The sequence below is a fragment of the Corynebacterium sp. 20-84 genome (assembly GCF_053479455.1).
This window is the reverse complement of record NZ_JBRBCB010000002.1, coordinates 31,295-55,782: the sequence shown is the minus strand read 5'-3', so window position 1 is coordinate 55,782 and position 24,488 is coordinate 31,295. Positions and strand designations below refer to the sequence as shown.

The 24,488-nt window shown below is 61.9% G+C and carries 28 protein-coding genes, 4 tRNA genes and 2 pseudogenes; 17 read left to right on the top strand and 17 right to left on the bottom strand.

Annotation, left to right across the window (positions count from 1 at the left end):
- Positions 1 to 34: 34 nt before the first annotated feature.
- The 5 genes from ACUY2Y_RS01725 to ACUY2Y_RS01705 form a co-directional block, all read right to left on the bottom strand.
- Complete coding sequence (locus ACUY2Y_RS01725) at positions 35 to 715, bottom strand: hypothetical protein (protein ID WP_448324546.1); 681 nt, start codon at positions 713 to 715, stop codon at positions 35 to 37.
- Positions 715 to 1,137, bottom strand: coding sequence for an acyl-CoA thioesterase (locus tag ACUY2Y_RS01720; RefSeq protein WP_210572352.1), 423 nt, complete (start codon positions 1,135 to 1,137; stop codon positions 715 to 717). The genes ACUY2Y_RS01725 and ACUY2Y_RS01720 overlap by 1 nt, the downstream gene beginning before the upstream one ends.
- A 75-nt stretch (positions 1,138 to 1,212) precedes the next feature.
- Positions 1,213 to 2,883, bottom strand: a complete 1,671-nt coding sequence (ettA, locus tag ACUY2Y_RS01715; protein ID WP_210572350.1) for an energy-dependent translational throttle protein EttA — start codon at positions 2,881 to 2,883, stop codon at positions 1,213 to 1,215.
- A 376-nt stretch (positions 2,884 to 3,259) separates the two neighbouring features.
- Positions 3,260 to 3,889, bottom strand: a complete 630-nt coding sequence (locus tag ACUY2Y_RS01710; RefSeq protein WP_448324545.1) for a single-stranded DNA-binding protein — start codon at positions 3,887 to 3,889, stop codon at positions 3,260 to 3,262.
- 194 nt (positions 3,890 to 4,083) lie between these two features.
- Complete coding sequence (locus ACUY2Y_RS01705; protein ID WP_448324544.1) at positions 4,084 to 6,078, bottom strand: bifunctional copper resistance protein CopD/cytochrome c oxidase assembly protein; 1,995 nt, start codon at positions 6,076 to 6,078, stop codon at positions 4,084 to 4,086.
- Positions 6,079 to 6,183: 105 nt separating this feature from the next.
- Here ACUY2Y_RS01705 and ACUY2Y_RS01700 point away from each other — a divergent pair.
- Positions 6,184 to 6,257, top strand: a tRNA-Arg gene (locus ACUY2Y_RS01700).
- 99 nt (positions 6,258 to 6,356) lie between these two features.
- On the opposite strand, the pseudogene ACUY2Y_RS01695 reads toward ACUY2Y_RS01700, so the two are convergent.
- Positions 6,357 to 6,548, bottom strand: a pseudogene (locus ACUY2Y_RS01695) (IS481 family transposase); the annotation flags it as partial.
- 341 nt (positions 6,549 to 6,889) lie between these two features.
- On the opposite strand from ACUY2Y_RS01695, the gene ACUY2Y_RS01690 reads away from it, so the two are divergent.
- The 7 genes from ACUY2Y_RS01690 to ACUY2Y_RS01660 all read left to right on the top strand — a co-directional run bounded on the left by ACUY2Y_RS01690 (position 6,890) and on the right by ACUY2Y_RS01660 (position 10,554).
- Positions 6,890 to 7,525 carry an SMI1/KNR4 family protein gene (locus ACUY2Y_RS01690; protein ID WP_448324543.1) on the top strand — a complete coding sequence of 212 codons (636 nt, stop codon included), beginning with the start codon at positions 6,890 to 6,892 and terminating at the stop codon, positions 7,523 to 7,525.
- Positions 7,526 to 7,558: 33 nt separating this feature from the next.
- Entirely contained in the window at positions 7,559 to 7,978 is a 420-nt protein-coding gene (panD, locus tag ACUY2Y_RS01685) for an aspartate 1-decarboxylase (protein ID WP_448324542.1), read from the top strand.
- Between the two features lie 157 nt (positions 7,979 to 8,135).
- Entirely contained in the window at positions 8,136 to 8,732 is a 597-nt protein-coding gene (locus tag ACUY2Y_RS01680; protein ID WP_448324541.1) for a DUF2975 domain-containing protein, read from the top strand.
- 19 nt (positions 8,733 to 8,751) lie between these two features.
- On the top strand, positions 8,752 to 8,946 hold the full coding sequence (locus ACUY2Y_RS01675) for a helix-turn-helix domain-containing protein (RefSeq protein ID WP_448324702.1): 195 nt from the start codon (positions 8,752 to 8,754) through the stop codon (positions 8,944 to 8,946).
- A gap of 39 nt (positions 8,947 to 8,985) precedes the next feature.
- Positions 8,986 to 9,786 carry a mycolate reductase gene (cmrA, locus tag ACUY2Y_RS01670; RefSeq protein ID WP_448324540.1) on the top strand — a complete coding sequence of 267 codons (801 nt, stop codon included), beginning with the start codon at positions 8,986 to 8,988 and terminating at the stop codon, positions 9,784 to 9,786.
- A gap of 10 nt (positions 9,787 to 9,796) precedes the next feature.
- Positions 9,797 to 10,429 carry an oligoribonuclease gene (gene orn / locus ACUY2Y_RS01665; protein WP_448324539.1) on the top strand — a complete coding sequence of 211 codons (633 nt, stop codon included), beginning with the start codon at positions 9,797 to 9,799 and terminating at the stop codon, positions 10,427 to 10,429.
- A gap of 49 nt (positions 10,430 to 10,478) precedes the next feature.
- A tRNA-His gene (locus ACUY2Y_RS01660) sits at positions 10,479 to 10,554 on the top strand.
- A 153-nt stretch (positions 10,555 to 10,707) separates the two neighbouring features.
- Here ACUY2Y_RS01660 and ACUY2Y_RS01655 read toward each other — a convergent pair.
- On the bottom strand, positions 10,708 to 11,019 hold the full coding sequence (locus tag ACUY2Y_RS01655; protein WP_448324538.1) for a metal-sensitive transcriptional regulator: 312 nt from the start codon (positions 11,017 to 11,019) through the stop codon (positions 10,708 to 10,710).
- A gap of 47 nt (positions 11,020 to 11,066) precedes the next feature.
- Entirely contained in the window at positions 11,067 to 13,028 is a 1,962-nt protein-coding gene (locus ACUY2Y_RS01650) for a heavy metal translocating P-type ATPase (protein ID WP_448324537.1), read from the bottom strand.
- Between the two features lie 30 nt (positions 13,029 to 13,058).
- Between ACUY2Y_RS01650 and ACUY2Y_RS01645 the strand changes: the two genes are divergently transcribed.
- Positions 13,059 to 13,376, top strand: coding sequence for a hypothetical protein (locus tag ACUY2Y_RS01645; RefSeq protein WP_448324536.1), 318 nt, complete (start codon positions 13,059 to 13,061; stop codon positions 13,374 to 13,376).
- A gap of 189 nt (positions 13,377 to 13,565) precedes the next feature.
- A complete protein-coding gene (locus ACUY2Y_RS01640) occupies positions 13,566 to 14,162 on the top strand; it encodes a YdhK family protein (RefSeq protein WP_448324535.1) in 597 nt (198 codons plus the stop codon).
- A gap of 92 nt (positions 14,163 to 14,254) precedes the next feature.
- On the opposite strand, the gene ACUY2Y_RS01635 is transcribed toward ACUY2Y_RS01640, so the two are convergent.
- On the bottom strand, positions 14,255 to 15,448 hold the full coding sequence (locus tag ACUY2Y_RS01635) for a L,D-transpeptidase (RefSeq protein WP_448324534.1): 1,194 nt from the start codon (positions 15,446 to 15,448) through the stop codon (positions 14,255 to 14,257).
- A 272-nt stretch (positions 15,449 to 15,720) separates the two neighbouring features.
- Here ACUY2Y_RS01635 and ACUY2Y_RS01630 point away from each other — a divergent pair.
- The 3 genes from ACUY2Y_RS01630 to ACUY2Y_RS01620 all read left to right on the top strand — a co-directional run bounded on the left by ACUY2Y_RS01630 (position 15,721) and on the right by ACUY2Y_RS01620 (position 17,094).
- Positions 15,721 to 15,793, top strand: a tRNA-Lys gene (locus ACUY2Y_RS01630).
- A gap of 82 nt (positions 15,794 to 15,875) precedes the next feature.
- Positions 15,876 to 16,460, top strand: a complete 585-nt coding sequence (locus tag ACUY2Y_RS01625) for an LOG family protein (protein ID WP_448324533.1) — start codon at positions 15,876 to 15,878, stop codon at positions 16,458 to 16,460.
- Positions 16,461 to 16,482: 22 nt separating this feature from the next.
- Entirely contained in the window at positions 16,483 to 17,094 is a 612-nt protein-coding gene (locus tag ACUY2Y_RS01620; protein ID WP_448324532.1) for an isochorismatase family protein, read from the top strand.
- Between the two features lie 53 nt (positions 17,095 to 17,147).
- Here the strand turns inward: ACUY2Y_RS01620 and ACUY2Y_RS01615 are convergent, their stop codons facing one another.
- Positions 17,148 to 17,423 carry a DUF3618 domain-containing protein gene (locus ACUY2Y_RS01615; protein WP_448324531.1) on the bottom strand — a complete coding sequence of 92 codons (276 nt, stop codon included), beginning with the start codon at positions 17,421 to 17,423 and terminating at the stop codon, positions 17,148 to 17,150.
- Between the two features lie 93 nt (positions 17,424 to 17,516).
- Here ACUY2Y_RS01615 and bcp point away from each other — a divergent pair, with 93 nt between their 5' ends.
- The 4 genes from bcp (at position 17,517) to ACUY2Y_RS01595 (ending at position 19,058) form a co-directional block, all read left to right on the top strand.
- The gene (bcp, locus tag ACUY2Y_RS01610) at positions 17,517 to 17,990 is read left to right on the top strand and encodes a thioredoxin-dependent thiol peroxidase (RefSeq protein WP_448324530.1); all 474 of its coding nucleotides are present in this window, start codon (positions 17,517 to 17,519) and stop codon (positions 17,988 to 17,990) included.
- Positions 17,991 to 18,048: 58 nt separating this feature from the next.
- A tRNA-Leu gene (locus ACUY2Y_RS01605) sits at positions 18,049 to 18,133 on the top strand.
- Positions 18,134 to 18,177: 44 nt separating this feature from the next.
- Complete coding sequence (locus ACUY2Y_RS01600) at positions 18,178 to 18,666, top strand: hypothetical protein (protein WP_448324529.1); 489 nt, start codon at positions 18,178 to 18,180, stop codon at positions 18,664 to 18,666.
- Positions 18,663 to 19,058, top strand: a complete 396-nt coding sequence (locus ACUY2Y_RS01595; RefSeq protein ID WP_448324528.1) for a DUF3817 domain-containing protein — start codon at positions 18,663 to 18,665, stop codon at positions 19,056 to 19,058. Before ACUY2Y_RS01600 ends, ACUY2Y_RS01595 begins: the two co-directional genes overlap by 4 nt.
- A gap of 165 nt (positions 19,059 to 19,223) precedes the next feature.
- Here ACUY2Y_RS01595 and ACUY2Y_RS01590 read toward each other — a convergent pair whose 3' ends face one another.
- The 7 genes and pseudogenes from ACUY2Y_RS01590 to ACUY2Y_RS01560 all read right to left on the bottom strand — a co-directional run.
- A complete protein-coding gene (locus ACUY2Y_RS01590; RefSeq protein WP_259902624.1) occupies positions 19,224 to 19,586 on the bottom strand; it encodes a hypothetical protein in 363 nt (120 codons plus the stop codon).
- A 64-nt stretch (positions 19,587 to 19,650) separates the two neighbouring features.
- The gene (rdgB, locus tag ACUY2Y_RS01585) at positions 19,651 to 20,277 is read right to left on the bottom strand and encodes an RdgB/HAM1 family non-canonical purine NTP pyrophosphatase (protein ID WP_448324527.1); all 627 of its coding nucleotides are present in this window, start codon (positions 20,275 to 20,277) and stop codon (positions 19,651 to 19,653) included.
- A complete protein-coding gene (gene rph, locus ACUY2Y_RS01580; protein ID WP_448324526.1) occupies positions 20,271 to 21,020 on the bottom strand; it encodes a ribonuclease PH in 750 nt (249 codons plus the stop codon). Before rph ends, rdgB begins: the two co-directional genes overlap by 7 nt.
- Positions 21,021 to 21,046: 26 nt before the next feature.
- The gene (locus tag ACUY2Y_RS01575) at positions 21,047 to 21,820 is read right to left on the bottom strand and encodes an MBL fold metallo-hydrolase (RefSeq protein WP_448324525.1); all 774 of its coding nucleotides are present in this window, start codon (positions 21,818 to 21,820) and stop codon (positions 21,047 to 21,049) included.
- 85 nt (positions 21,821 to 21,905) lie between these two features.
- Complete coding sequence (gene murI / locus ACUY2Y_RS01570; protein WP_448324524.1) at positions 21,906 to 22,721, bottom strand: glutamate racemase; 816 nt, start codon at positions 22,719 to 22,721, stop codon at positions 21,906 to 21,908.
- Between the two features lie 42 nt (positions 22,722 to 22,763).
- Positions 22,764 to 23,273, bottom strand: coding sequence for a MarR family winged helix-turn-helix transcriptional regulator (locus tag ACUY2Y_RS01565; RefSeq protein WP_259902629.1), 510 nt, complete (start codon positions 23,271 to 23,273; stop codon positions 22,764 to 22,766).
- Between the two features lie 433 nt (positions 23,274 to 23,706).
- Positions 23,707 to 24,390: pseudogene (locus ACUY2Y_RS01560) on the bottom strand (rhomboid family intramembrane serine protease); the annotation flags it as partial.
- Positions 24,391 to 24,488 lie beyond the last annotated feature (98 nt).

Below are 24,488 nucleotides of genomic sequence, written 5' to 3'. Positions count from 1 at the left end.
GAACAGGCAAAGGGCTAACCGAACAGGTAAAGGGTCAACCGAAGAGGTTGATCCCGCCGGAGGTGTAGTAGACGCTGCCGAACGGCGCATCGAGGCGGATCCACCGCCCGGCGGTAGAGATGCGCAGGTGGCGCGGGATCTCCACGGGAGCGGCAGGCCCCGGAATGAGGCCGAGCGAGGTGCACGTGAAGATCATGCGCATCGGCACGTCGACGGGGCTGCCGGCGGTCTTTTCAGTGTCGGCGGTAAGAACGATCTGCTCGAGCAGCGAGCGCGGCGGGCCCATCGGCCCCGAGAACTGTCGGGCAAGGCGGCGGCCCTGGTCGGCGAGGTCGCGTACGACATTGACTGGCACGATATCGCGTTGTACATAGCCTGTTTTCGGGGGCAGTGCGCCGAGCCAATTCGCGTCGCGGGCAGGGCCGATCTCCAGCGTTCCGTTGCTGGAGCCGGAACGGATGTCGGGCACACCGGCGAGCGCATCACGCAGATCCTGCAGCGACACCACTGCCCCGTCGCGGGAGGCCTGCCCCGCCACCCGGCGCGAGGCCACACAACTGAACGGAGTGGTCACGTATACGTCGACGGAGGGGGTGGGGGTGGCAGTAAGCGTCGATAAGCGTGCTGAACCTGTTGCTTCGAGATGAAGCGCACGCTCGACGAGCGCCTTGAGCCCGGCGGCCCCCGACTCGATCGTGAGCGTCTCGGTGGCCACTAGTTGTCGGACTCGCCGGAGCCAGCGTTCAAAATGCCGCGCTCTGCCTGCGTGATCTCGCGCGGGGATGCTGTGGTCAGATCCACGGCGACCAGCACCGTGTTGACCACGCCGCACACGCGGCCCTGGCGGTCCTTGAGATCCTGGCGCGTCTTGAACGACGTGTTGCCGATCTCCGTCACCGTCGTCTCCACCTCGACCGCGGTGGTGTCCGCCATGACCGGGCGCAGGTAATCGATCTCCACGTGGCGGACGAACACCCCGAATTCCTGGTCGCGGTCTGCGAAATTCTCACGCATGAACGCGATGCGCGCCTCCTGGGAAATATCCAGGAACTTGCAGTTATTCAGGTGGTCGTAGCGGTCGAAATCATTCCAGCGCAGCGTGATGTGCTGGATATTGTTCGGGGCGTTGTCAGCCATGAGTCCGTGGATCCTTTCTCTCAAAGCGAGTCCACCCGCGCGATCGTGGGTGCGCGGGTGGGTGAGCTGCGTGGATTAGCGCGTCAGCTTGCGGTGCGTGACGCGGGACGGCTTGGCGGCTTCTTCGCCGAGACGCTCCACCTTGTTGGCCTCGTAGTCGCCGAAGTTACCTTCGAACCAGAACCACTTGCCTTCCTCAATATTGCCCTCCCAGGCGAGGATGTGTGTGCAAGTTCGGTCAAGGAACCAGCGATCGTGCGAAATGACCACGGCGCAACCCGGGAATTTCTGCAGCGCATTCTCCAAAGAGCCCAGGGTTTCGACATCGAGGTCGTTGGTCGGCTCGTCGAGGAGGATCAGGTTTCCGCCCTGCTTGAGTGTCAGAGCCAGGTTCAGGCGGTTGCGCTCACCACCGGAGAGAACCTTGGACGGCTTCTGCTGGTCCGGACCCTTGAAGCCGAACGCGGACAGGTACGCGCGGGACGGCATCTCGTTCTGGCCAACGTGAATGTAATCCAGGCCGTCGGAGACGACCTCCCACACAGTCTGTTCCGGATCGATGTTCTCGCGGTTCTGGTCCACATAGGAGATCTGGACGGTCTCGCCGACCTCGACCGAGCCGGAATCCGGCTCCTCGAAGCCCACGATCGTCTTGAACAGCGTCGACTTACCCACACCGTTCGGACCGATGACGCCGACGATGCCGTTGCGCGGCAGCGTGAACGACAGGTCCTTGATCAGGGTGCGACCGTCGAAGCCCTTGTTCAGGTCCTTGACCTCGACGACCTTGTTGCCCAAACGCGGCGGGGTCGGGATCTGGATTTCCTCGAAGTCGAGCTTGCGGTACTGCTCCGCCTCGGCTGCCATCTCCTCGTAGCGCTCCAGACGCGCCTTATTCTTCGCCTGGCGTGCCTTCGGCGAGGAGCGGACCCACTCCAGCTCGCCCTTCAGGCGCTTCTGCAGCTTCTGGTCCTTCTTGCCGGCGATCTCCAGACGCTCGGCCTTCTTCTCCAGGTAGGTGGAGTAGTTGCCCTCGTACGGGTAGAGCTTGCCACGGTCGACCTCGCAGATCCACTCCGCGACGTGGTCGAGGAAGTAGCGGTCGTGTGTCACGGCCAGGACAGCACCCGGGTAGTCCTGCAGGTGCTTCTCCAGCCACAGGACGGATTCGGCGTCGAGGTGGTTCGTCGGCTCGTCGAGAAGCAGCAGGTCCGGCTGCGTAAGGAGCAGCTTGGCCAAGGCCACGCGGCGGCGCTCACCACCGGAGAGGTTGGTTACCGGCGAGTCCGACGGCGGGCAGCGGAGCGCTTCCATCGCCTGCTCGATCTTGGAATCGACCTCCCACGCGTCAGCCGCATCGAGCTCCTCCTGCAGCTTGCCCATTTCCTCCATGAGCTCGTCGGAGTAATTCGTGGCCATCTCGGTGGCGATCTCCTCGAAGCGCTGCTTCTTCTCGAAGATGTCGCCCAGGCCCTCTTCGACATTCTCGCGGACCGTCTTCTCCTCGTTCAACGGCGGCTCCTGGAGCAGGATGCCTACAGTCGCGCCCGGGTCGAGGAATGCCTCGCCGTTATTCGGCTGGTCAATACCCGCCATGATCTTCAGCAGCGAGGACTTACCCGCGCCGTTCGGACCGACGACACCGATCTTGGCGCCCGGGTAGAAAGCCATCGTGACATTGTCCAAAATGACCTTGTCACCGACGGCCCTGCGAACATTTTTCATCGTGTAGATGAACTCGGCCACTTAAGACCCCTTTACATCCGTGTAGGTGGAACAACGTAAATCACCACAAAGGGTACATCACACAGCCAGCCCCGGAACCGCTCAGTGACAGCGCAGTCACACAGCACCGCGCAGCGCAGCGCGCACCCCGCGCCGAGGCGTGGAAGTGCGCGCGTGAAAGCGACAGTGCTTCTGTGGCGGTGGGTTCGCCTGGGGTTTCATTGCGATTTCGCGGCGGTTTCAATGCGGTTTCGGGCGGTTTCGGGCCCGCCCACTCGATCCGGTTAGTCCCGTTTGAGTTTCGGATCCCACCAGAAACATGAGCAACATTTCACCTGCGGTTTTGCAAGGTGGTTTCAAACGCGACTAACCGGGGCGGCTCCACGCCGGTTCTGCCTTAACCGACGGGCACGGGCGGCGCCTCCTGCTTCGCCTGCTCCTCCTGGGCCGATTCGCGCTGGCGGTCGACGAAGCTCATCTCTTCGGCCGTGCCCTCCCGCTCAATGACGCCGTTGGCAGCCGCAGCCGTCGCTGGCGCCGAGGATGCCGGAGTCTGGCCGGCATTGGTCTTGGTGGTGCCCTGCGCTTCGACGATGTCGTCGCGAGTGGTCTCCTCGACGTCATTCATGCCGTCGACGGTGTGCTTGTGCACGCTGGTGGAGCGGGACGACGCCTGGAAGCGGGTTAGCTCGAGCGCGATCTGGTTGGCCTTGATGATGTGCTTGTAGCGGGAGTTGCCCTCGGCATCGGTCCACTTATCGGACACGAGACGGCCGATCACGACTACAGGCATGCCCTTGGTGAGAGAAACGTGGGTGTTCACCGCGAGCTGCCCCCAACACTCGACATCGATGTAGAGCAGGTCGGTGTCCGCCCACTGGGCGTTGCCGTTGGCATCTTCGGTCTCGGTGCGGACGCGACGGCTAGTAGCCAAGCGCATGCGCGTGAGCGTGGAACCGGTGTCGAAAGTCTTGATCACCGGGTCGTCGGTGAGATTGCCGGACAGGGTAATGGGAAGTTGGGACATGTCGGTTCGAACCTTTCGCTGGTGTGTCAGTGGTGAGAATTGTCCAATTGTCTCGGTGTGTTCTAAACGCCACCTGCCTGCGATAAGGCGGTGACGCTTCAAGCTTTTCCCACTTTTCGCACGAGCGCGAGCACGCAAAAAAGAACCTGTGGATAACTGAAAGTTATCCACAGGCAGAAGGTTCCGTCCCTCCCCTAGCGGGCCCCGTTTGAGCCCTGCTGGGAGCGCGCCGAATACTGCGCGAGCATCTCGTTGTACGCGCGCCATTCTTCGTCGTCGGACTCGTCTTCGCGGCGGTCGATATCCCTGGCATCAGCGCGATCGTCGCGAAGCCAGCCCAGAAGGAGGATGACGAAGACGAGCGCCATCGGGAAACCGCCGGCCGCCCAGCCGATGCCGCCGCCGACCTTTTGGTCGCGCAGCAGATCCGGGTTCCATGGAAGTTCGAGTTCCGTGTAAAAGGTCTCCGCCAAAATGAAATTGAGCTGCATCAGGTACACACCCATGAACAAGTGGATGGGCATGGAGAACACGAACCACGCGAAACGGATCACGGTGGAGCGCCGGTTGGGCACATAGTCCGGCCCGATGAGATCCCAGAAGTAGAAGTAGCCGGACAGCAGGAACACTATGTTCATAATGAGGTGGCCGGCGTGCTCGGAGACCGCGAATTCGTAGAACGACGGGAAGACGTAGAGCACGTAGAAGACCACGAGGAATTGCAGCGTGGACACCGGCGGGTACGTCATCACCTTGAGCAAGGTGGATTCCTCAAACGCTTCGACCCAGGCGCGGGCATTGAATTCGCCTTCCGGGTACGCCTCTTTGACCAAGGTCAGCGGCGCGCCGAGCACGAGGAAGACGGGCACCACCATCGAGAGAATCATGTGCACGACCATGTGCACGGAGAAGCTAGCCGGCATGTACATACCGATGCCCGACGACATGGTCACGACCGTCGTCGCACAACCGGCCAGCCACCATGCGGTGCGCGAGTGCTTCCAGCCATCCACGCGGCGCACGAGGTGCAGGTAGTAGGCGGCGAGCAGAATCGCGATGACGCTGAAGAAGACCTCAAAACGCCACATGCCGAACACGTTGGTCACCGTCGGCGCGACTTGGAGGTTGTAGCCCATCTGGATCTGCATCGGCGTCAGGTCCGGCTCCAACGGGGCCGGCGGCGGGGTGCGGCCCATCGAGACAGCCACGCCCGTGACCGCACCCATTACGAGCGTCTCGACGACCGCGAGGCGGACAAACAGCCCCGGCTTCTTCCCCAGTTGCGGGATAGTGAGTTGGCGGTGAGCGAAACCGAGCAGACCGAGTACGGCCAGCCCGACCACTTTAAGCAGCACTGTCCAGCCGTAGGCGGTGGACGTCAGGTCAGAGAACTGCACGCGGATCAGGGCGTTGACCACACCGGAGACCATCAGCGCGATGAATGCGAACAACGCCACAGACGAATACCGGCGCACCGCACGCGGCATCTCCGGACCAAGCCTGCGGCCATGGGCGATCAGCGCCAAGAGACCGCCGACCCACAGCAGCATGAACACCAGGTGCCACAGGTAGGAGTTCGTGCCGTAATCGTGGTTGCCGCCCGAGGCGGAGTGGCCAGACAAGCCCAGCGGGATCACGGTGATGATCGACCCGATGAATAGCGCGACCTGCGAGGCCCACGACCTGCACGCGAAACCGAAACCCGCCACGACGGCAGCGATCAGCCCCACGATCAGCCAGATCTTCGCTTCCGCGACCCGCTCCAGCGCGGTCGCCCACATCTGCGGGGAGAACATGACGTCGGGCAGCGGGGTGCCTGAGACATCGGAGAGCACCAGCGGAATCATCACCACGGCGATGAGCGCCACACCGGCGCTCGCCCACGACGCGGTGCGGGCGGCGATATGGCCGTCGACGGTGAGGGTGGCGTCGATAAGCTTTGCGCGGTCCGGCGCGATCATGAAGCCCGAGAACATGAACGAGCCCGCCGCCAGCGCGGCGAGCAACCACGCCACCCCACGCAACGCCGGCAGCCCCACCGTCGTCAGCGGACCCGGGTCCGGGATGCCCAGCGCCGCGAGCGAACCGCCCACGAAACTGAACGACAACGCACCGGCCACCACGGCGCCGACCGCCAGCACCGCGAGGTAGACCGGCCACGCCGACTTCACTGCTTGCTTATCCGACATGGCAATCACCCTACTTTCGATGGAGGGCAATATGGAAAGCCGTCCCCCGTACGTTACGATGAGATCCGCCCAAAACGCACGCCACCGTGTGCGAAAGAAGGGCAAGCCTCCATAGCTCAGTGGATTAGAGCATCCGGTTTCTACCCGGCTGGTCGCGGGTTCGAGTCCTGCTGGGGGCGCGTTTGTCATCAGTCGGGACATCGTTGACAGATCAGTCGCGACATGGTGGACAAACCGGTGTCTTGGTTTTTATTTTTCCAAGGCGCCGGTTTTGGTTTTTAGGTCAGTGGGGGTTGGCCTTTTCGCCAGTAGGCTTTTTGGTAATTGCGGGATGTGTCGATGTAGTGCTCGGCGATGGGTTCGCCGGTTTCTTTTAGTGATGTTGTGATGTGGTTGTCGGTGATGATCATCAGGACTTCTTCACCGCTGTAGGCGCGTCCGATTCCTAGGCTGTAGAGCCTGCCGGCGTACGGCTTTGACGATGGCGAGGTTGCGGTTCGGGCTGTTCATTTGTCAACGATGTCCCGACTGATCCCCGCATCGGCACCAGACGCGCGGGGGTAGCGGAAGGTGTCAACGATGTCGCGACTGAGGTGTCAACCATCACCCCAGAATGTTTCCGTCCCCTAAGTGTCAACCATGTCGCGACTGACCTGTCAACCATCAGGAATGATGTCCCAGGCACGCCGTGTCAACTATGTCATGACTTCAGACACTGCTTGGGGGCGCGCTTTGTCATCGGTCGCGATTGCGCACTGCAATGTACATTTGACGTGCGCCAACTACGCCCCGTGAAATTACGATGAGGGCCATGAACAGCATTTTCACAATCACTGCGACTCTCAACGAACTCGAATTTCTCATGGGCACGATCTACCCGCCGGCGTTCATGGCTTTAGGCGACGGGATGGCGCTCGCCGATATCCAGCGCACGGTGAACGCGTACTCACCGGTGCTGGGCAAAGCCGGGGTAGATTTCCCTCCCGAGCTGGTGGAGCTGTACCACTGGCACAACGGCTCGAACGGCGAAGACATCATCGGCCCAGTCCAGCTACTCAGCCTCGAGGAAGCACTAGAGACATGGCGCGCGCTTATCGACGCAATGGCCACCGAATTCCCCTCCGACGACTGGTACTACCCGAGCTGGATCCCCTTCGCTAGATCATGGTCCGACTGTTATCTCTGCATCGACGTCAAAGGCGTGGCCGGCGGCAACCGCGGCCAGATCGTGGAAGTCGACCGCAACCACCCGACACGGACCATTCAGGCGCTCTACATGCGGGATTGGTTCCAATGTGTGGTGGATGATTACTCACTGGAGGAATACACCCGAACCCATGGAATCCCCGCTGGCGAGGAGGGCGAAGACGGGCTCTACGACTACGACCCAGAGGAGCCGCCGGAGGGGCCGAACTGCCACATCAACCACTTCAAGGCGGGAGCATAGCCCCGAGTTACGTGTGGAGTAGCCTTTTTAACCGTGTTCCGCACCATGTTGAAGTCCAAGATCCACCGCGCCACGGTCACCCAGGCAGATCTCCACTACGTCGGGTCCTGCACGATCGACGCCGACCTCATGAAGGCAGCCGACCTCCTCGAAGGCGAGCAGATCGACATCGTCGACATTGACAACGGCAACCGTTTGACCACCTACGCCATCACGGGCGAGGCAGGTACCGGCGTGATCGGGATCAACGGTGCGGCCGCGCACCTGATCAGCCCGGGCGACCTGGTGATCATCATCGGCTACGCCCAGTACTCCGAGGAGGAACTGGGCGACTACAACCCGCGCATCGTCTTCGTCGACGAGAACAACGCACAGGTCGAATACGGCCACGACCCGGCCCACGCCCCGGACGGTTCGGGCCTGAGAGATCCCCGGCACCCCGAGGGGAACTAATTTCGCCGAAATTTTTCGACCCAGCTTTCACCAGCACAAACACTGCCGCCCGCGCTTCTGTGGGACGGCATTTTTCGTGCGCGGTCTTGACGGCTTATCGAATAGCGATATTATCGAATTACGACAACATCGAAAGTCGATAAGAAAGGTCGAAGCCATGAACACACAAGAAACGAACCCGACCAACTCCCCCACCCCGGCACCACAGCCGCGCCCGCCGAAAAAGGACAAGAGCACGAATATTTCGTGGGCCGATGTGCTCACCGTCGCCATCACATTGGCATGGATCCTCCCCGAGATCGTCGCGCTGGCATCGCACGGCATCATCTCCACCCGCCTCTCCCCTGCAGTCGCGGGCGGACTGCACTTCGCCGATCTCGATTCGGGTCCGCAGACCCTCTACACCGTCGCGCTCACACTGAAGTTCATTGGCATACTCGCCGCAGTGTTCTTGGTCACCAACACATTCAGCGACATGTCGAAAGGAGAGTTCTTCACAGAGAAGAATTCGCGTCGCCTCACAGCCGCATGGATCAGCATCCTCGTCTTCTTCATTGCACGCCTCGGCCTGGAGGGCATGGCCAATAACTGGGCCGCAACGCAGCTGGGAATCGACTGGTGGCAGGATCCGGGCACCACGACCCCGCTCTCCGACTTGGCCCCGGCGCTTGTTTTGGCCTGCGTCCTCGCCGCACTGGCAACCGCCCTGCGCCGCGGTGCCAAGCTCGAAGAGGACGTGGACGGCCTTGTCTAATCCGAATACCGAACCCACGGTGGTCTGCCACCTCGACGAACTAATGGCCGAACGCGGAATCACCGGCGCGGCTCTCGCCGAACAAGTGGGCATCACCCCCGTCAACCTCTCCGTTCTGAAAAATAACCGCGCGAAAGCCGTCCGGTTCACCACCCTCGCCGCGATCTGCCGGGCACTCGACTGCCAGCCAGGCGACGTATTCTCAGTCAAATAATCCGGGAGCAGCCCGCAGCGCACCTGTAGGCTCGCAGGCATGACTTTCCCCTCCCCCGCACGAGATTCCTACGCACTGGTCACCGGAGCGAGCCAAGGCATCGGCGAGGCCATGGCCCGCGATTTCGCCGCCGAAGGCCACAACCTCATCATCGTCGCACGCCGCGAAGACGTCCTGACACAGCTCGCAGAGGAGCTTAAGAAGGACTACGGCGTCGATGTCGTCGTGGCGGCGCACGATCTGTCGGTAGCAGGCGACGTCGATAAGCTCCTTTCGCTTATCGACGAAAAGCGCATCTCCATCTGCGTCAACTCCGCCGGAATTGCCTCCTTCGGGCCGTTTTTGGACCAGGACTGGACCTATGAGACGAACCAGTTCAACCTCAATGCCACGGCCGTCTTCCGCATCACTAAAGCTGTGCTCGACCAGATGGTCCCGCGCGGGGAGGGTGCGCTGTGCAATGTCGGTTCGGCGGCCGGCAATGTGCCGATCCCGAATAACGCCACGTACGTGCTCACAAAGGCCGGCGTCAACGCGTTCACTGAGGCCCTGCACTATGAGCTGAAGAAGACCGGCGTCCACTGCACCCTGCTCGCGCCGGGCCCGGTGCGCGATGCTGTCATTCCGGAAGAGGAGCAATCCATCGTGGACAAAGTCGTCCCCGATTTCCTCTGGACCACCTACGAGTCCTGCTCCCGCGAGACCATCGACGCGATGAAGAAGAACCGCCGCCGCATCACGCCCGGCCCGCTGTCCAAGGCTATGGACTTCGTCTCCTCATATGCGCCCCGCGGTGCGCTTGCACCAGTGATGGGCTGGTTCTACGCCAAGATGGGCTAGCGTGGGCCCCATGAGTGAAGCACTGGCAGAAAAAGACGACCGCATTGTCTGGGTCGATTTGGAAATGACGGGGCTGGACCCCGACCGCCACGTCATCGTGGAGGTCGCTACCCTCGTCACCGATGCTGAGCTGAATATTCTCGACGACGGCATCGACCTTGTCGTCCACGCCACCGACGCTGAGCTCGCCGAGATGGACGACTTCGTCACCGAGATGCACGGCTCCTCCGGGCTTACCGAGCAGATCAAGGCCTCCACCGTCACGATTGAGGAGGCGGAGGAAGCGGTGCTGGGGCTCGTCGAAAAGCACTGCGGCGAGCACCGTCCCCCGCTGGCCGGCAATTCCATCGCCACGGACCGCATGTTCATCCGCGCGCAGATGCCGCGCCTGGATGCGGCGCTGCACTACCGCATGATCGATGTCTCCACCGTCAAGGAGCTCACCCGCCGCTGGTTCCCGAAGGCCTACTACAACCAGCCGGACAAGGGCATGGCGCACCGCGCCCTGGCCGACATCGTCGAATCCATTCGCGAGCTCGACTACTACCGCCGCAGCGTGTTCGTCCCCGCCCCGGGCCCCTCCTCCTCTGAAGCGAGCGAGAGCACCAAGGCCGCGACCGCCGCGTACCAGCAGTTTTTGTAAAACCGATTCCGTGAACTAATGTAGAAACCCGCTGCAATTCGCAGCGATGGTGGCTGTAGTTCAGCTGGTAGAGCACCAGGTTGTGATCCTGGGTGTCGCGGGTTCGAGCCCCGTCAGCCACCCCAAAATGTCATCAGTCGCGACATCGTTGACATTTAAGTCGCGACATGGTGAACAAACCGGCGTCTTGGTTTTCATTTTTCCAAGGCGCCGGTTTTTGTCACTTAACCCGATTAGTCGCAATGGGCGCAGGAGGTTGGGCGTCTGGCCCTGAGGATTTAGGAGCGGACGAGGCGGGCGATGGCGTCGGCGGCTTCGGCGAGTTTTTCTTCAGCTTCCGGCCCGTCGGTTTGAGCTGCACGGACGACGCAGTGGCGCATATGGTCATCGAGAAGGCTCAGCGCGACGTTGTTCAGAGCTGAGGTGATGGAACTGATTTGGGTGAGGATATCTATGCAGTAATTCTCTTCATCGATCATGCGATGAATCCCGCGGGCTTGGCCTTCAATGCGCTTCAATCGGGCCAGGTAGCGGTCTTTGTCACTGATATATCCCTGATCGGCGGGTTCAGCATGTGGGGTGGTGGTCATGGGCCTGCTTTCTTCGTGCACCAGCGTTGTCACAATATTTTCTCATGCTAGGCGTCTACGGTTTCGGGTGTTCGGTCCAGGGACCTAGCAACACTGGCAGCCGGGGTCAGATCCAAGCGGCGCAGCAGCTGGGCATTGAGGGCGACTACCACGGTGGAGGCCGACATCAGAATTGCACCCACGCTCATCGGCAGCATGAACCCGATCGGAGCCAGCACTCCAGCGGCCAGGGGGACGGCTGCGATATTGTAGCCAGCAGCCCACCACAGGTTCTGTTTCATTTTCCGGTAACTGGCCTCGGAGAGCTCAATTACGGATAAGACCGAGCGGGGATCCGAGGAAGCCAGAATGACCCCGGCCGAGCCGATGGCCACATCGGTGCCGGCACCAATGGCGATGCCCACATCGGCCTGAGCCAGAGCTGGCGCGTCATTGACCCCGTCACCGACCATGGCCACTTTGCGGCCTTCAGCTTGAAGTTCTGCGACCTTGGCGGCCTTATCTTCGGGCCGGACCCCAGCAAAGACTCGGTCAATACCCAGCTCTTCGGCCACGGTCTCGGCCACGGCTTGGGCATCACCGGTGATCATCACGACCTGGACGCCGTGGGCATGCAGGGCATCCACGGTGTCACGGGATTCGGGTCGGATTTCATCGGCTAGACGCAACGCGCCAATAACTTGGCCATCGGCCAGCACGTGAAGAATGATCGCGCCTTCGTCGCGCCACCGCTCAGCAATCGCTATCTCATCTTGGGAGTGTTGTTCTAACAGGTAAGGGCCACCGACTTCAATGACCGTGCCATTGACCGTTGCTTTGACGCCCACAGCTGGGGAAGATGAAAAATCACTGGTGCCAGGTACGTCGAGGTTGCGGGCCCGGGCCGCGCCGACAATGGCCTGCGCTAAGGGGTGTTCGCTGTCGGTTTCAGCAGCAGCGGCCAAGGCTAACACCTCATCTTTGGTCCGATCACCCACAGGGTGGATAGCGGTGACGGTGGGCTCACCTTTGGTCAGGGTGCCGGTTTTATCGAATAGTACCGAATCCACGTTGCGCATCGATTCCAGTGCCAAGCGATCTTTGATCAACACCCCACCACGAGCCGCACGCTCGGTGGCAATCGATACCACCAACGGAATTGCGAGGCCCAAGGCGTGAGGGCAGGCAATGACCAGCACCGTAATGGTGCGTACTACGGCGGCGTCGGGCATACCCAGTATGGACCACACCAGCGCAGTAATTACCGCAGCCCCGAAGGCGAACCAGAACAACCAACCGGCGGCGGTGTCGGCAATGCGTTGGGCTTTGGACGAGGAGGATTGGGCATCGGCGACCAGTTTCTGGATCCCCGCCAGCGCGGTGTCATCTCCAATGGCGGTGACTTTGACCCGCAGCCCGGAATCCGTGGCCACAGTACCGGCCACGACGTGGTCGTCCGGGCCGCGTCGGACGGTTTTGGATTCCCCGGTGACCATGGATTCATCCATGGAGGCACTACCATCGACGATCTGGCCATCGGCCGGGACCGCAGATCCAGGACGGACAATGACGACATCTCCAACGACCAGCTCCGCCGGAGCGACGGTGACAACGTCATCGCCGTCGACCTTCTCGGCTTCATCCGGCAGCAAGGCGGCCAGGGAGTCTAAGGCGGAAGTGGTTTGGGCCAAGGACCGCATTTCAATCCAGTGGCCTAACAACATAATGACCACCAGTAGCGCCAGTTCCCACCAGAAGTTCAGCTCGTAATCCAAGATGCCCAGGGTCGCACCCCAGGAGGCAATGAAGGCCACCGTGATTGCTAACCCGATAAGCAGCATCATGCCGGGTTGTCGGGACCGGATCTCGGAGACGGCCCCCGTCAAGAAAGGCCGGCCACCCCAGAAATAGATGATTGTGCCCAGGATCGGCGACACCCACCGCACCCAGGCCGTGTCAGGTAATTGATAGCTCAACAGGTCGGCGAACATCGGGTTGAACGCGACCACTGGAATTGCCAGCACCAACATGATCCAAAACAACCGCCGGAACTGTCCGACATGATCCCCATGGTCCCCGTGGCCATGTCCGGCATGGCCGCCGTGTATCTCGTGGCCGGAATGGTGTTGGCCCTCCTGGCCGTGCCCGCCCGCGCCGTGTTCGTGATGCTCATGCCCGTCGTGCCCCATGGCGCCAGCTTGGATGGCTTGATGATCCCCATGGTGGACGGCGGTTTCAGTAGCGCGCGCCTGTTGATGCGCAATGTGGTGTTGGGGGTGATGGTGGTCGCGTTCAACCATGTCAGAAGCCTTTCCGAGGAGGTGATTGTGAAATATTTCCGCGTCCGAAGAGCTGGGCGATATCCATCGAGCGTGTAGCGCCTCGCGAGAACTTGCGGGCTCATGCACTCGTCGGACTGGGTGGTGGTTTCGCACTAGACACGCGACGCACGTTAACCCGCCGCCTCGACAGCCCATCTTAGTCCGCTTGCTATATACCCTATACCCCTATAGGGTTCGGTTTCAATGGGTGGCATCCCCGTCCACCCCGGAATGCCAGGAGCACTGATGAACAAACTGACCCAGATAACTCGACTTACTCTCGTAGCTGCAATAGGTACCTTGGCTCTGACGAGCTGTGCCGGAGCCGGTGACGACGAGGTCGCCACCGACCCCACAACCACCAAGAAGCAAGCGCAGACCGATGCCGCTAGCCCCCACACGCAAGCCCACGATCATGACGCAGATGGCGGCCTACCACCATCGGGAATCGAGGAAGCCACCGATCCCACATATGCCGTCGGCGACTCTGTGATCCTCGACGCCGACCATATGCCAGGTATGGATAATGCTGAAGCCACTATCTCTGGCGCATTTGATACGACCACTTATTCTGTGAGCTACACGCCCACTGATGGCGGCACCCCTGTGACGGACCACAAGTGGGTCGTCCACGAAGAACTCGAAGGCCACGGCGAAGCGCCGCTTGAAGCAGGCAGTCAAGTCATTTTGAACGCCGATCACATGCCTGGAATGAAGGGAGCAGAAGCCACCATAGATAGCTCCACCGACGAAACCGTCTACATGGTCGATTTCGAGATGGACGGCATGGAGATGACCAATCACAAATGGGTCGTGGAAAGCGAAATCCAACCCCGCAACTAAGACACCGATATAAAAGCACCTGTGATAAAAGCACCCTGTGCAGTTCCTCTCCGCGAGGATCCGCACAGGGTGTTTGCGTTGGCCTGGCGGCGCTAGCCTTCGTCGACGTTGCCGGCCTTGATCGTCTCCCAATCGAGGTTCCAGTAACCGAGGCCATCCAGGCCCGACAGCGTTTCACCGGAAGTGTTGACCACCTCGACCGGGTCGCCCTGCTTGACGTAGTTCATGAACCACTGTGCGTCCTCCGGCGTGGCGTTGATGCAGCCGTGGGACTGGTTGTAGCTGCCCAGCGCACCGATCGCCCACGGCGCCGAGTGGACGTAGATGCCGGACCAGGACAACTGCGTGGCGTAGTTGACGTTCGTGCGGTACCCGCCGCTGTCGAGGGACAAGCCGAACGTGGTGGAATCCATCGTCATGGACTCGTTCCGGTCACCGACGACGTACATGCCGTTCGGGGTAGCGAATTCGCCGTCGCGGCCGAGGGAGACCGGGAAGGACTTCACCTCTTCGCCGTTGCGGTAGACAGTCAGCGTCTTCGTGTTGTCGTCCACGAGCGTTTCCACCAGGTCGCCGACGGTGAAGGTGGACGAGGCGTCCTCCGCGCCGTAGATGCCGCCGCCGAGGTCCTTGCCGTAGATATCGGACTTCACGGTCACCTCAGTGCCGGGCTCCCAGTATTCCTTCGGACGCCACACCAAGTGATCCGGGTCGATCCAGTAGAACGCGCCCTCAGTATCGTTCGACGTCTCGATGGTGATGGCGTCCTGCGCCGCCTGGCGGTCGCTCGGCGCGATATCGAAGTAGAAGTTGACCGCGTGGGCAACACCGACCTCAGTCCCGTCCATCGGCCCGATATAGGAGTGGGTCTGTCCGTCCGGCACGACGGTGGTGAACACCGACTGCGAGGTCTCCCCATGCGCAGTGACAGCCTCCACCGTGTATTCGCGGCCGTAGCCGAGCGGCTCCGTCGTGGTCCACTCCGTCTTATCCTCGTTGAGTTCGGCCTCGACTTCTTTGCCTTCCTCATTCGTCATCGTCACGGATTCCAGGCCGTCCGGCGCACTCACTGTCACCGACTCACCCGGCTGCACACCCTCTGCGCCGTCTTCGACGGAGATGACCGCCGGGTCATGCTGCTCCGGCTCCTGCTCCGTCGTTTCCACAGACTCCGCAGCGGTTCCCGGACGGTCGATCGTGCACGCGGCCAACGCCCCGCCTGCTAGTACGACAACCGCCCCAGCAGCGATGATCCGACGCACCCGCGCCACCGTGTTCTCAGTCATTGTGCAACCACGCAACCCTTGAATCCGCTATGAAGATGCCATATTCCCCAACGCAATGTGTTCTCACCCTATAGGTCGCACTGACCCTAAAGCCAGTTACACACGCCGAGGTCGGGGGCAAGATTAAGCACCCCTGCGCCCCACTGCAACGCACATTGCGCCATGGGTGTTCCATTACGCTATACCCCACCATGAACCAGCCCTATGACCAGGCGATTTCACCCATTAGAAACAAGCTGCTATATTTTCTTCTCGTTGCCTTCCACGGCAAGGCGCCATTAGCTCAATTGGCAGAGCAACTGACTCTTAATCAGTGGGTTCGGGGTTCGATTCCCTGATGGCGCACAGTACAGCCAGGTCATACGGTGAAAACCGGGACCTGGCTTTTAGTTTGCGCGCATGTCTCCGACGGCTACATTGGAAAAGCGTGATCACTACGCCGCACTCCCCCATTACCGCAGTCACGGTCTTCGCCGGCGCGCGCGAGGGCGTAGACGACTCCATGACCACGGCCGCGTACGGCTTCGGTACGACGCTGGCACGCCACCGGATTGCGCTTGTCTACGGTGGCGGCAGGCTGGGCATGATGGGCGCGGTCGCCCAGGGGGCGATCGATGCGGGCGGAGAGACCATCGGCATTATGCCGGAGCATCTGTCGCAGCACGAGATCGCGCACACGGGCCTTTCAGAGCTCGTCATCGTGGACACTCTCGCGGAGCGCAAACGCCTCATGAACCAGCGCTGCGACGCATTCGTCGCGCTTCCCGGTGGTGCGGGCACGCTCGACGAGCTTTTCGACGAATGGACCAACCAGCAACTCGGCCTCCACCAAAAACCGATCGGGCTTCTTGGGGCAGACTTCTGGAAACCGCTGACGGCGATGATCGACCACATGGTCGCGGCGGGCTTCATCCGGCAGGCCGACCGGGACAGCCTGATCGTCGCCGACGATCCGGATGAGCTCATCAGCGCGCTGGGACAGTGGACCCCGCAACCGCCCCGCTGGGGCTAGAAAACGCTGTACGCTGGGATTTATGGATACAGAGAACCCAGCTGACACCGATGACAGCACCAACGAGAACAGAGCGCTCGTCGTCGTCGACGTGCAGAACGATTTCTGCCCCGGTGGTGCACTCGGCACCGCCCGCGGCGATGAAGTCGCCTCCAAGATTGCGGCGCTCATCGCTGAGGGTGACAACCGCGGCTGCGACTACAGCCACATCGTGGCAACGCAGGACTGGCACATCGACCCGGGCGCGCATTTCTCCGATGACCCCGATTTCGTGGACTCATGGCCAGTCCACTGCGTCGCTGAGTCGGAGGGCGCGGCGCTGCGCGGACCGATCGCGGACATCGCCTTCGACGAGTTCTTCCGCAAAGGCGAGTACGAGGCGGCATACAGCGGGTTCGAGGGCGCGTCGATAAGCGAAAAAGCTCTTCTCGCGGATTGGCTACGTGCGCGCGGTGTCAGCGACATCGATGTCGTCGGTATCGCGACCGACCACTGCGTGCGCGCGACTGTTCTCGACGCGCTGAAGGAAGGCTTCGGTGTACGCGTGCTGCGCGGCATGTGCTCGCCTGTCGACGACGCGCGTGGCTCCGCCGCTCTCGACGAGATACAGTCCGCCGGCGCTGAACTGGTGTAAAACGAAACGCGCTGCCCCTTTACCCGGGAACAGCGCGCACATCCGCGGGCCGCTTAGCGCTGCGACAGCAGACGCTGCAGCTCCTTGAGCTCCTTCTTCTTCTTGCGCTTATTCGCAGAGCTGATCACGATGAGCGCCGCGATGGCGACACCCACGCCCGCGAGAATCTTCTGCACGTTGTCATCCTGCAGCTTCGCGGTAGCCTGCTTCTTCGCGTCATTGACCAGATTCTCCGGACGGGTGCGGTCCGCCAACTCGTCGATGGTGGCGGCGAGGTTGCCGCGGGTGCGCTCAATATCGCGCTGAATGTCGTTGATGTCTCGTGCCACTTTTACTCCCAGATCGAACTGTTTGAACGGTAATGAAGCTGATAAAGCTTTTGTCTCGCTCCCACAGTACTTGATGTCGCTACAGTGGCGTGCATGACCGAAGCAACACGTTTGAACGAAGGCGACAAAGCCCCCGCATTCTCCCTGCCCAACGACAAAGGCGACACCGTTTCGCTGGCGGACTATGCCGGCAAGCGCGTCATCGTGTACTTCTACCCCAAGGCCAACACCCCGGGCTGCACCACAGAGGCATGCGATTTCACGGAGAACCTCTCTGAATTCGAGGACGCTTCCGTCTCCGTGGTGGGCATCAGCCCCGATTCGCCCGAGAAGCTGGCCGCATTCCGCGCTGACCACGATCTGACCATTGAGCTGCTCAGTGACGAGTCCAAGGAAGTCATGACCGCCTACGGCGCCTTCGGCGCGAAGAAGAATTACGGCAAGATCGTCCAGGGTGTCATCCGCTCGACCTTCCTCGTCGGTGCCGACGGCACCATTGAGTCGGCCCAATACAACGTCAAGGCCACGGGCCACGTCGGGCGCCTTCTGCGCGACCTCGACCTCTAGTTCGCGCAGTCTGTTTTTCTGCGCTGGCGGGCAAGCGGTACACTGTGAACCGCTTTAAGCGCCCGTGGCGGAATTGGCAGACGCGCTGGATTTAGGTTCCAGTGCCGTAAGGCGTGTGAGTTCAAGTCTCACCGGGCGCACCAATCAAACTTTTGGGGGATTCGGCGCGCTTGCTAGAATGCGGAGCGTGAGCAACGCAGCGGCAGACCCCCACGGCGGGGAGACGACCAGCGGCGCCGACACCTTGCACGACGCCCCGAAACGGGAGCGCCGGCGGGTCCGCGCCTGGCATGTTCTGCTGCTCGTCGCCGCCGTCATCACCACCCTGCTGCTCGCCCGCTGGCAGTGGATGCGGTTCCAATCCGGCACCGGGTCGCTCCAGAACCTCGGCTACGCGATGCAGTGGCCGTTCTTCGGTGCCTTCCTCGTCTTCATCTACCGCGCCGGTATGCGGATGGAAAACGAGAAGATCGACGCGGAGAATTCCGGCGACAAGATGCAGGCGCTCTACGAGGCTGACAAGGCTGCATTCGGCGACCCCGGCGAAGTGACCGAGATCGACGAGGATTTCCTGCCCAGCCGGCCCACGATGGACATTGACGAATACAACGCACGCTTCGCTCCGCGGCGCGGCACGACAGATCCGGACGGATCAGAGAGAGGACACGCACTATGACTGATAAGCCCGCAAGCGCCTCGGCACCGACGAGTGCTCCCGGGGGTGCAGCTTCACCGCGCGTCCACCCGGAGCGTCAGCGCCGCGTGCGCACCGCCCTGCGGCTGTTCTCCGTCGCGGCGTGGGTGACGGGTGTGCTTCTGCTTCTGCTGTGCACCCGCATGATCATGGAGTACGGCTTCCACATGGATGTGAGCCTGCTCAGTTGGGTGGCAATCCTTCACGGCTGGGTCTACGCCCTGTTCCTGCTGGCCACGCTCAACCTGGGCATGAAGGCCCGCTGGTCTACCAGCCAGTGGATCATCACCGCCATCGCCGGTGTCGTGCCGTTCCTCTCCTTCTTCGTCGAGGCGTGGCGCCGCAAGGAAGTCACCGAGGAATTCGACCTCTAGGGAGGAGTGCCGGCCTGCTCTATGCCGAGTCCCCTATGCGATGTTGAAACTCAGTCGACTGCGACCTGGGCTTTTCTACATCGCATAGTGCCTAGCGCATAGTGCCTACCGCATAGGGGACCCAGCCGCCAGCAGCCACCGGCCACCACCACCGCCCCAGCGCGGTTACTCGGATACGCGGGTGAGAACGAGGATGTCCTTGGCGTCGCCGCCATCCGGGGTCAGGGTGAGCGACTCATCGGTCTGCTCCATGTCGTACTTCAGGTCCTTGCCCGTGTCGACATCCGCGAGCTTGATGGAATCGCCGCTTTCTTCACAGCGCGCGGTCTTGGTCTCGCCAGTCGCGGTGTCGGTCACCGACCACTTGCAGTCGCCGCCATCAATCTCCAGGGAGACATTGCCTGCAGCCGCACCGGTCTCGGAGTCCTGACCAGTGCCCTCCCACGTACCATCGAGGGAATTGCCGCAAGCGGTCAGCAGACCAGCGGACATGACGGCGGTAGCAGCAAGGACGAGTTTCTTATTCATATTCGGTAGGGCTCCTTCTAAGCACGCTTATCGACGTTTACGTTCAGCCCTACCGACCCTACCCCTATTCCGTCTGCGCCAGTTCTGCGATGCGCGGTGCCAGCTCACGCAGAGCTTTCCCGCGGTGGGAGCGGAAGTTCTTCTCCTCCGGGGTGAGCTGCGCAGCGGAACGTCCCGGTGCATCAGCGGGCGCGAAGAGCGGATCGTAGCCGAAGCCGCCTTCGCCGCGTGGTTCGCGAAGCAGTGTGCCTTCCCAGCGTCCCTCCGCGGTGAATTCTTCGCCGTCGGGTGTGACGAGGGCGCAGCAAGACACAAAAGCCGCACCGCGGTGCTCATCGCCGATATCGCTCGTCTGGGCGAGCAGCAGCTCGTTATTGGCGTCGTCGTCGCCATGACATCCGCACCAGCGAGCGGAGAGAATCCCCGGCATGCCGTTCAACGCGTCGACGGCGAGGCCAGAATCATCAGCCACGCACACCAGTCCTGTCTGCTGCGCGCCTTCACGGGCCTTGATGAGGGCGTTTTCCGCGAAGGTCAGACCGTTTTCCACCGGCTCGTCATAAGAAGGAACATCCTTGAGGGAGACGAGCTCGACACCGGAGACCCCGAGCTCGCTCAGGACGGTCTCGAGCTCTTTCAGCTTCTTCGCATTGCCGGAGGCGACAAGGACTTTCAGCCTGCCAGCTACCATCCCAGCGCCGCCTTCTGCGCCGCGATCAATTCGCTGCAGCCCTTCTCCGCCGCATCCAGCATGGCGTTCAGCTGCTCCCGTCCGAACAGGCCGTGCTCGCCCGTGCCCTGCACTTCGACGAAATTGCCGGGTTCATTCATGACCACGTTCAGGTCGACTTCGGCACGGGAGTCTTCCTCGTAGGGCAGGTCGAGGCTCACGCGGCCGTCGACAATGCCCACGGAGACCGCCGCTACGGGCGGCAGCAGTGGCTTGCCGGGGACGAGGTCACGCTCCTTCAGGTGCGCGATCGCATCCGCCAGCGCGACGTAGGCGCCGGTGATGGACGCAGTGCGGGTTCCTCCGTCAGCCTGCAGCACGTCGCAGTCGAGCTGAATCGTGTTCTCCCCCAGCTGCGACAGGTCCACCGCGGCGCGCAGGGAACGGCCCACCAGGCGGGAGATCTCGTGCGTACGTCCTTTGACCTTGCCCTTCATCGACTCACGCGGCATGCGCTCATGGGTCGCGGAAGGCAGCATGGCGTATTCGGCGGTGAGCCAGCCTTCACCCGAATCCTTCTTGAAGCGGGGCACGCCCTCCTCCGCGCTCGCGGTGCACATGACGCGGGTGTTGCCGAATTCGACGAGCACACTGCCCGCCGGGTTCGAGGTGAAACCGCGGGTGATGCGCACCGGGCGCATCTCGTCGAGGGCGCGGCCGTCCGCGCGGACAAAAGGTTCTTGCGGGGTATTCGCTTCAGTCATGGAACCGAGCCTACCGCCCCCGCTACTTAGACCTCGTAGACGTCCTTCGCGTCACCGATCACGATCTCGCCGTCGAATTCCTCGGCGGCGGCGTGCATTGTCGCTTCCTTGTCGCTCCACGGCTGGATGTGGACGAGCACCAGCTTTTTCACCCCTGCTTCGTGGGCGATGCGGCCGGCTTCGCGGCCGGACATGTGCATCCCGGCAGGAGTGTTCTCAGTCGTCTCCGGTCCCCAGGCGGCTTCGCAGAGGAAGAGGTCGGCGCCGCGTGCTGCGTCGATAAGCGTCGGCGTGAACGCGGAATCGCCGGAGAAAGCGATGATCTTGCCCGACTCCTTGTGCTCGACACGCAGCGCCTGCGACTCCGCGGCCGGGTGGACCACGGGGAACGGGGTGACGGTCACCGCATCGATCTCGAGGGGCTGACCGGTCCACGCGTGGACATCAAAAGTGTCCGAAATATCATCGACATCGTCTGGGCCATTCGAACCCAAGCGGCCGAGGTGCTCCGCCGCATAGCTCGGGCCAGCGAGAATGTGGCGACGGCGAGCTGGAGCCGTGGGGTGAAAACGGCGCCAAATGATCAGCGACGCCGTGTCAGAGCAGTGATCGGCATGCAGATGGCTAAACACCAGATGCGCATCCGACGGGTCCGCGACCTCCTGGAGGGCAGCCAGCGCGCCCGGGCCGAAGTCCATCAGAATGCCAGGCTGTCCTTCTTCCGCGTTGATCAAGTAGGACGAGCCGGGATTGCCAGGGGCAGCGAGCGACCCTGTGCAGCCGAGAACTGTCAACTTCATGGCCTTACTCTGCCACGAAAACGGGGGAAAATCGAAACAAAAGTGAGGATTTAGATACCGTGTCGGGCGTGGTGTTTCTCACCACTTATTGGGCGTCATGCGTGACGGCGGACATCTGCGGGCCGAGGAAACGGGAGGCGAGACGCTCGAATGTCTCCGGGTCGCCGGTGGACTCGAATGTGCGCGTCGGCGTGTGGTCCGGGTCGGCGAACATGTCCTTTTCCGTGAGCACGCGCAGCACATCCTTCGCGGTCTCCTCCGCGGACGAGACGAGCGTGACGCCGTCGCCTATCGCCAGCTGGATCACGCCAGACAACAGCGGGTAGTGGGTACAGCCGAGCACGAGCGTATCGACGCCCGCTGCCTGCAACGGCTCCAAATACCCCTGCGCCACCCCGAGGATCTGGCGCCCCGAGGTGATGCCACGCTCCACGAATTCGACGAAAGCCGGGCAGGCAGCGGCACTCACTTCGATGCCGGATGCGATGGAAAACAAGTCTTGGTATGCGTGGGAGCGGATCGTGGCCTGGGTGCCGATGACCCCGACCTTGCCATTGCGCGTTGTGGCGATCGCACGGCGCACAGCCGGCTGAATCACCTCAATAACGGGGACGTCATAACGCTCGCGCGCATCGTGTAAAAACGCGGCGGACGCGGTGTTGCACGCGATGACGATCATCTTGCAGCCGCGCTCCACCAGCTCATCCGCAATGGCGGTGGCATGCTGCCTGACATCCGCGATCGGCTTCGGGCCGTACGGTCCGTTCGCGCCGTCGCCGATATACATGATGGACTCGCCGCCCAGCTGGTCCATCACCGCGCGCGCCACCGTCAGGCCCCCGAAGCCTGAATCGAAAATGCCGATGGGCGCGTTATTGTACTCACTGTTCAACTCAACCACGGTGAGGAATTCTACCGCGGCAGCCAACCAGTGGCGAGGCCCCTAGGCTGCGCCCGTGGCGGTCAGCTCAGCGCGATTGCGAGCACTCGGCGTGGTCTCTCCCGCCAGTGCGGCGTTAATGCGCTCGAGCGCGGACGAGAAAACCTCAAGCTCACTGTCGGTCAAGTTGTCGAAGAAAATGCGGCGCAGCTCCTCGATATAACCCGGGTGGCCCGCCTGGACAGCACGCTGGCCGGCCGGGGTGAGCGCCGCGAAGGTGGCACGGCCGTCATTCGGGTCCGGGATACGAGCGACGAAACCCTTCTTCTCCAGGCGCGTGATCACACGCGACAGGTGGGACAGAGACATCGCCGTTGCCTCAGACAGGTCCGTCATGCGGCGGGACGCATTCGGGCTTTCGCTAATCTTCAGCATCGCCTGGAATTCGAAGTAGGTGACGTCCGCGTCGCGCTTCAACGTGGCGTCCAGAGTGATCGGCAGCTGCATATGGCACGCCCACATGCGCGCCCAGGTATCCGCCTCGCGGGCAGTGAGAGTCTCCATGTTTTCCATGGAACTTAGATTAACTTAAGGTTTAAGAATTTCCTAACGCAACACGGAGAAGTACCCCAAGCACCCCCGCTGACCCGTACTGACTCGATTCAGATCACACCCGTGGCATTAAGGAATCACTTAGGTTGCCCGGAAAGTGATAGCGGTAGTTTTATTTCTCCTGGAAGCGAGACGCACAGAAAAGGGGGGCGCTGGCGACTTCTCCACGCACCAGCGCCCCCTTGGCTCGTTACTGTTACGAGCCTGGCGGGCCGTAGAACGGCCCCGGCTGAGAGCCGGACCCCGGCGGGTTGAAGGACGACTGCGACTGCGACCCAAACTGGACACCGGTGGAATGCGTCCCGGGCTGCGGTGCGGACTGCTGTGGCGAGCCCGGTTGAGGCTGGGACTGCGGCTGCGGCTGTGCCGTCTGAGCAGCCTTGGCCTTGGCTGCCTTCTTTGCCTCGCGCTTGGCGCGCAGGTGTGGCGGATCATCGGAGGTGATAATCATGCCCGAGGCGATTCCGCCGATGGCACCGAAGAGGTGGGCCTGCCAGCTGATGCCTTCATCGATGGGCAGTACGCCCCACACCAGACCCGAATACATCAGACCCAGCACCACACCAATGGCGATCTGGCCGCCGGAACGGTTGAAGATGCCGCGGACCAACAGGTATGCCAGCCACCCGTAGACCAGCATCGATGCACCGACGTGATTCGTGCCGGGGCCGCCGAAGAGCCATGTGCCCAATCCGCCGATCATCACTACGAAAGCGGTGACCTCCCAGAACACGCGGTGCCCCGAGCAGCCGATCAGGAACGCGAAGATCGCACCCGGCAGTGTATTGGAGATCAGGTGCTCGAAATTCACGTGCAGGATCGGCGACGAGAAGATGTACGGCAGGCTTGCCGGTTCGAGCGGGTGAATACCGAAGTAGACGAGGTTGCCGCCGAAGATGACCAGGCTGATCAAGTGGACGAGCCAGATGACTCCGACGTACCCTACCGCGTACAACAAGCCGCGCTTCAACTGCGCGCGACGCGTGTGTTGCGACGGGCGCGGCTGGGTGGCCGTGCTGAAGCCACCGGGCTGCCCCGGTTGGCCGAACGACCCGAACTGGCTGGACTGGCCGGGCATACCGGATTGACCAGCCTGCGCGTAGGGATTGTGCGACGGTTGCTGGTTCGAGGAGTTCTGCGATGAGGAATACGGGTTGTAGCTCATGGTTCCGTTCA

Bases quoted from the DNA above. Each gene is read 5' to 3' on its own strand.
- ACUY2Y_RS01720 (WP_210572352.1), bottom strand. From the start codon at position 1,137: ATGGCTGACAACGCCCCGAACAATATCCAGCACATCACGCTGCGCTGG.
- ACUY2Y_RS01710 (WP_448324545.1), bottom strand. From the start codon at position 3,889: ATGTCCCAACTTCCCATTACCCTGTCCGGCAATCTCACCGACGACCCG.
- ACUY2Y_RS01705 (WP_448324544.1), bottom strand. From the start codon at position 6,078: ATGTCGGATAAGCAAGCAGTGAAGTCGGCGTGGCCGGTCTACCTCGCG.
- ACUY2Y_RS01690 (WP_448324543.1), top strand. From the start codon at position 6,890: ATGAACAGCATTTTCACAATCACTGCGACTCTCAACGAACTCGAATTT.
- ACUY2Y_RS01680 (WP_448324541.1), top strand. From the start codon at position 8,136: ATGAACACACAAGAAACGAACCCGACCAACTCCCCCACCCCGGCACCA.
- cmrA (WP_448324540.1), top strand. From the start codon at position 8,986: ATGACTTTCCCCTCCCCCGCACGAGATTCCTACGCACTGGTCACCGGA.
- orn (WP_448324539.1), top strand. From the start codon at position 9,797: ATGAGTGAAGCACTGGCAGAAAAAGACGACCGCATTGTCTGGGTCGAT.
- ACUY2Y_RS01655 (WP_448324538.1), bottom strand. From the start codon at position 11,019: ATGACCACCACCCCACATGCTGAACCCGCCGATCAGGGATATATCAGT.
- ACUY2Y_RS01650 (WP_448324537.1), bottom strand. From the start codon at position 13,028: ATGTTGGTGCTGGCAATTCCAGTGGTCGCGTTCAACCCGATGTTCGCC.
- ACUY2Y_RS01645 (WP_448324536.1), top strand. From the start codon at position 13,059: ATGATCCCCATGGTCCCCGTGGCCATGTCCGGCATGGCCGCCGTGTAT.
- ACUY2Y_RS01640 (WP_448324535.1), top strand. From the start codon at position 13,566: ATGAACAAACTGACCCAGATAACTCGACTTACTCTCGTAGCTGCAATA.
- ACUY2Y_RS01635 (WP_448324534.1), bottom strand. From the start codon at position 15,448: ATGACTGAGAACACGGTGGCGCGGGTGCGTCGGATCATCGCTGCTGGG.
- ACUY2Y_RS01620 (WP_448324532.1), top strand. From the start codon at position 16,483: ATGGATACAGAGAACCCAGCTGACACCGATGACAGCACCAACGAGAAC.
- bcp (WP_448324530.1), top strand. From the start codon at position 17,517: ATGACCGAAGCAACACGTTTGAACGAAGGCGACAAAGCCCCCGCATTC.
- ACUY2Y_RS01595 (WP_448324528.1), top strand. From the start codon at position 18,663: ATGACTGATAAGCCCGCAAGCGCCTCGGCACCGACGAGTGCTCCCGGG.
- ACUY2Y_RS01590 (WP_259902624.1), bottom strand. From the start codon at position 19,586: ATGAATAAGAAACTCGTCCTTGCTGCTACCGCCGTCATGTCCGCTGGT.
- rdgB (WP_448324527.1), bottom strand. From the start codon at position 20,277: ATGGTAGCTGGCAGGCTGAAAGTCCTTGTCGCCTCCGGCAATGCGAAG.
- rph (WP_448324526.1), bottom strand. From the start codon at position 21,020: ATGACTGAAGCGAATACCCCGCAAGAACCTTTTGTCCGCGCGGACGGC.
- ACUY2Y_RS01575 (WP_448324525.1), bottom strand. From the start codon at position 21,820: ATGAAGTTGACAGTTCTCGGCTGCACAGGGTCGCTCGCTGCCCCTGGC.
- ACUY2Y_RS01565 (WP_259902629.1), bottom strand. From the start codon at position 23,273: ATGGAAAACATGGAGACTCTCACTGCCCGCGAGGCGGATACCTGGGCG.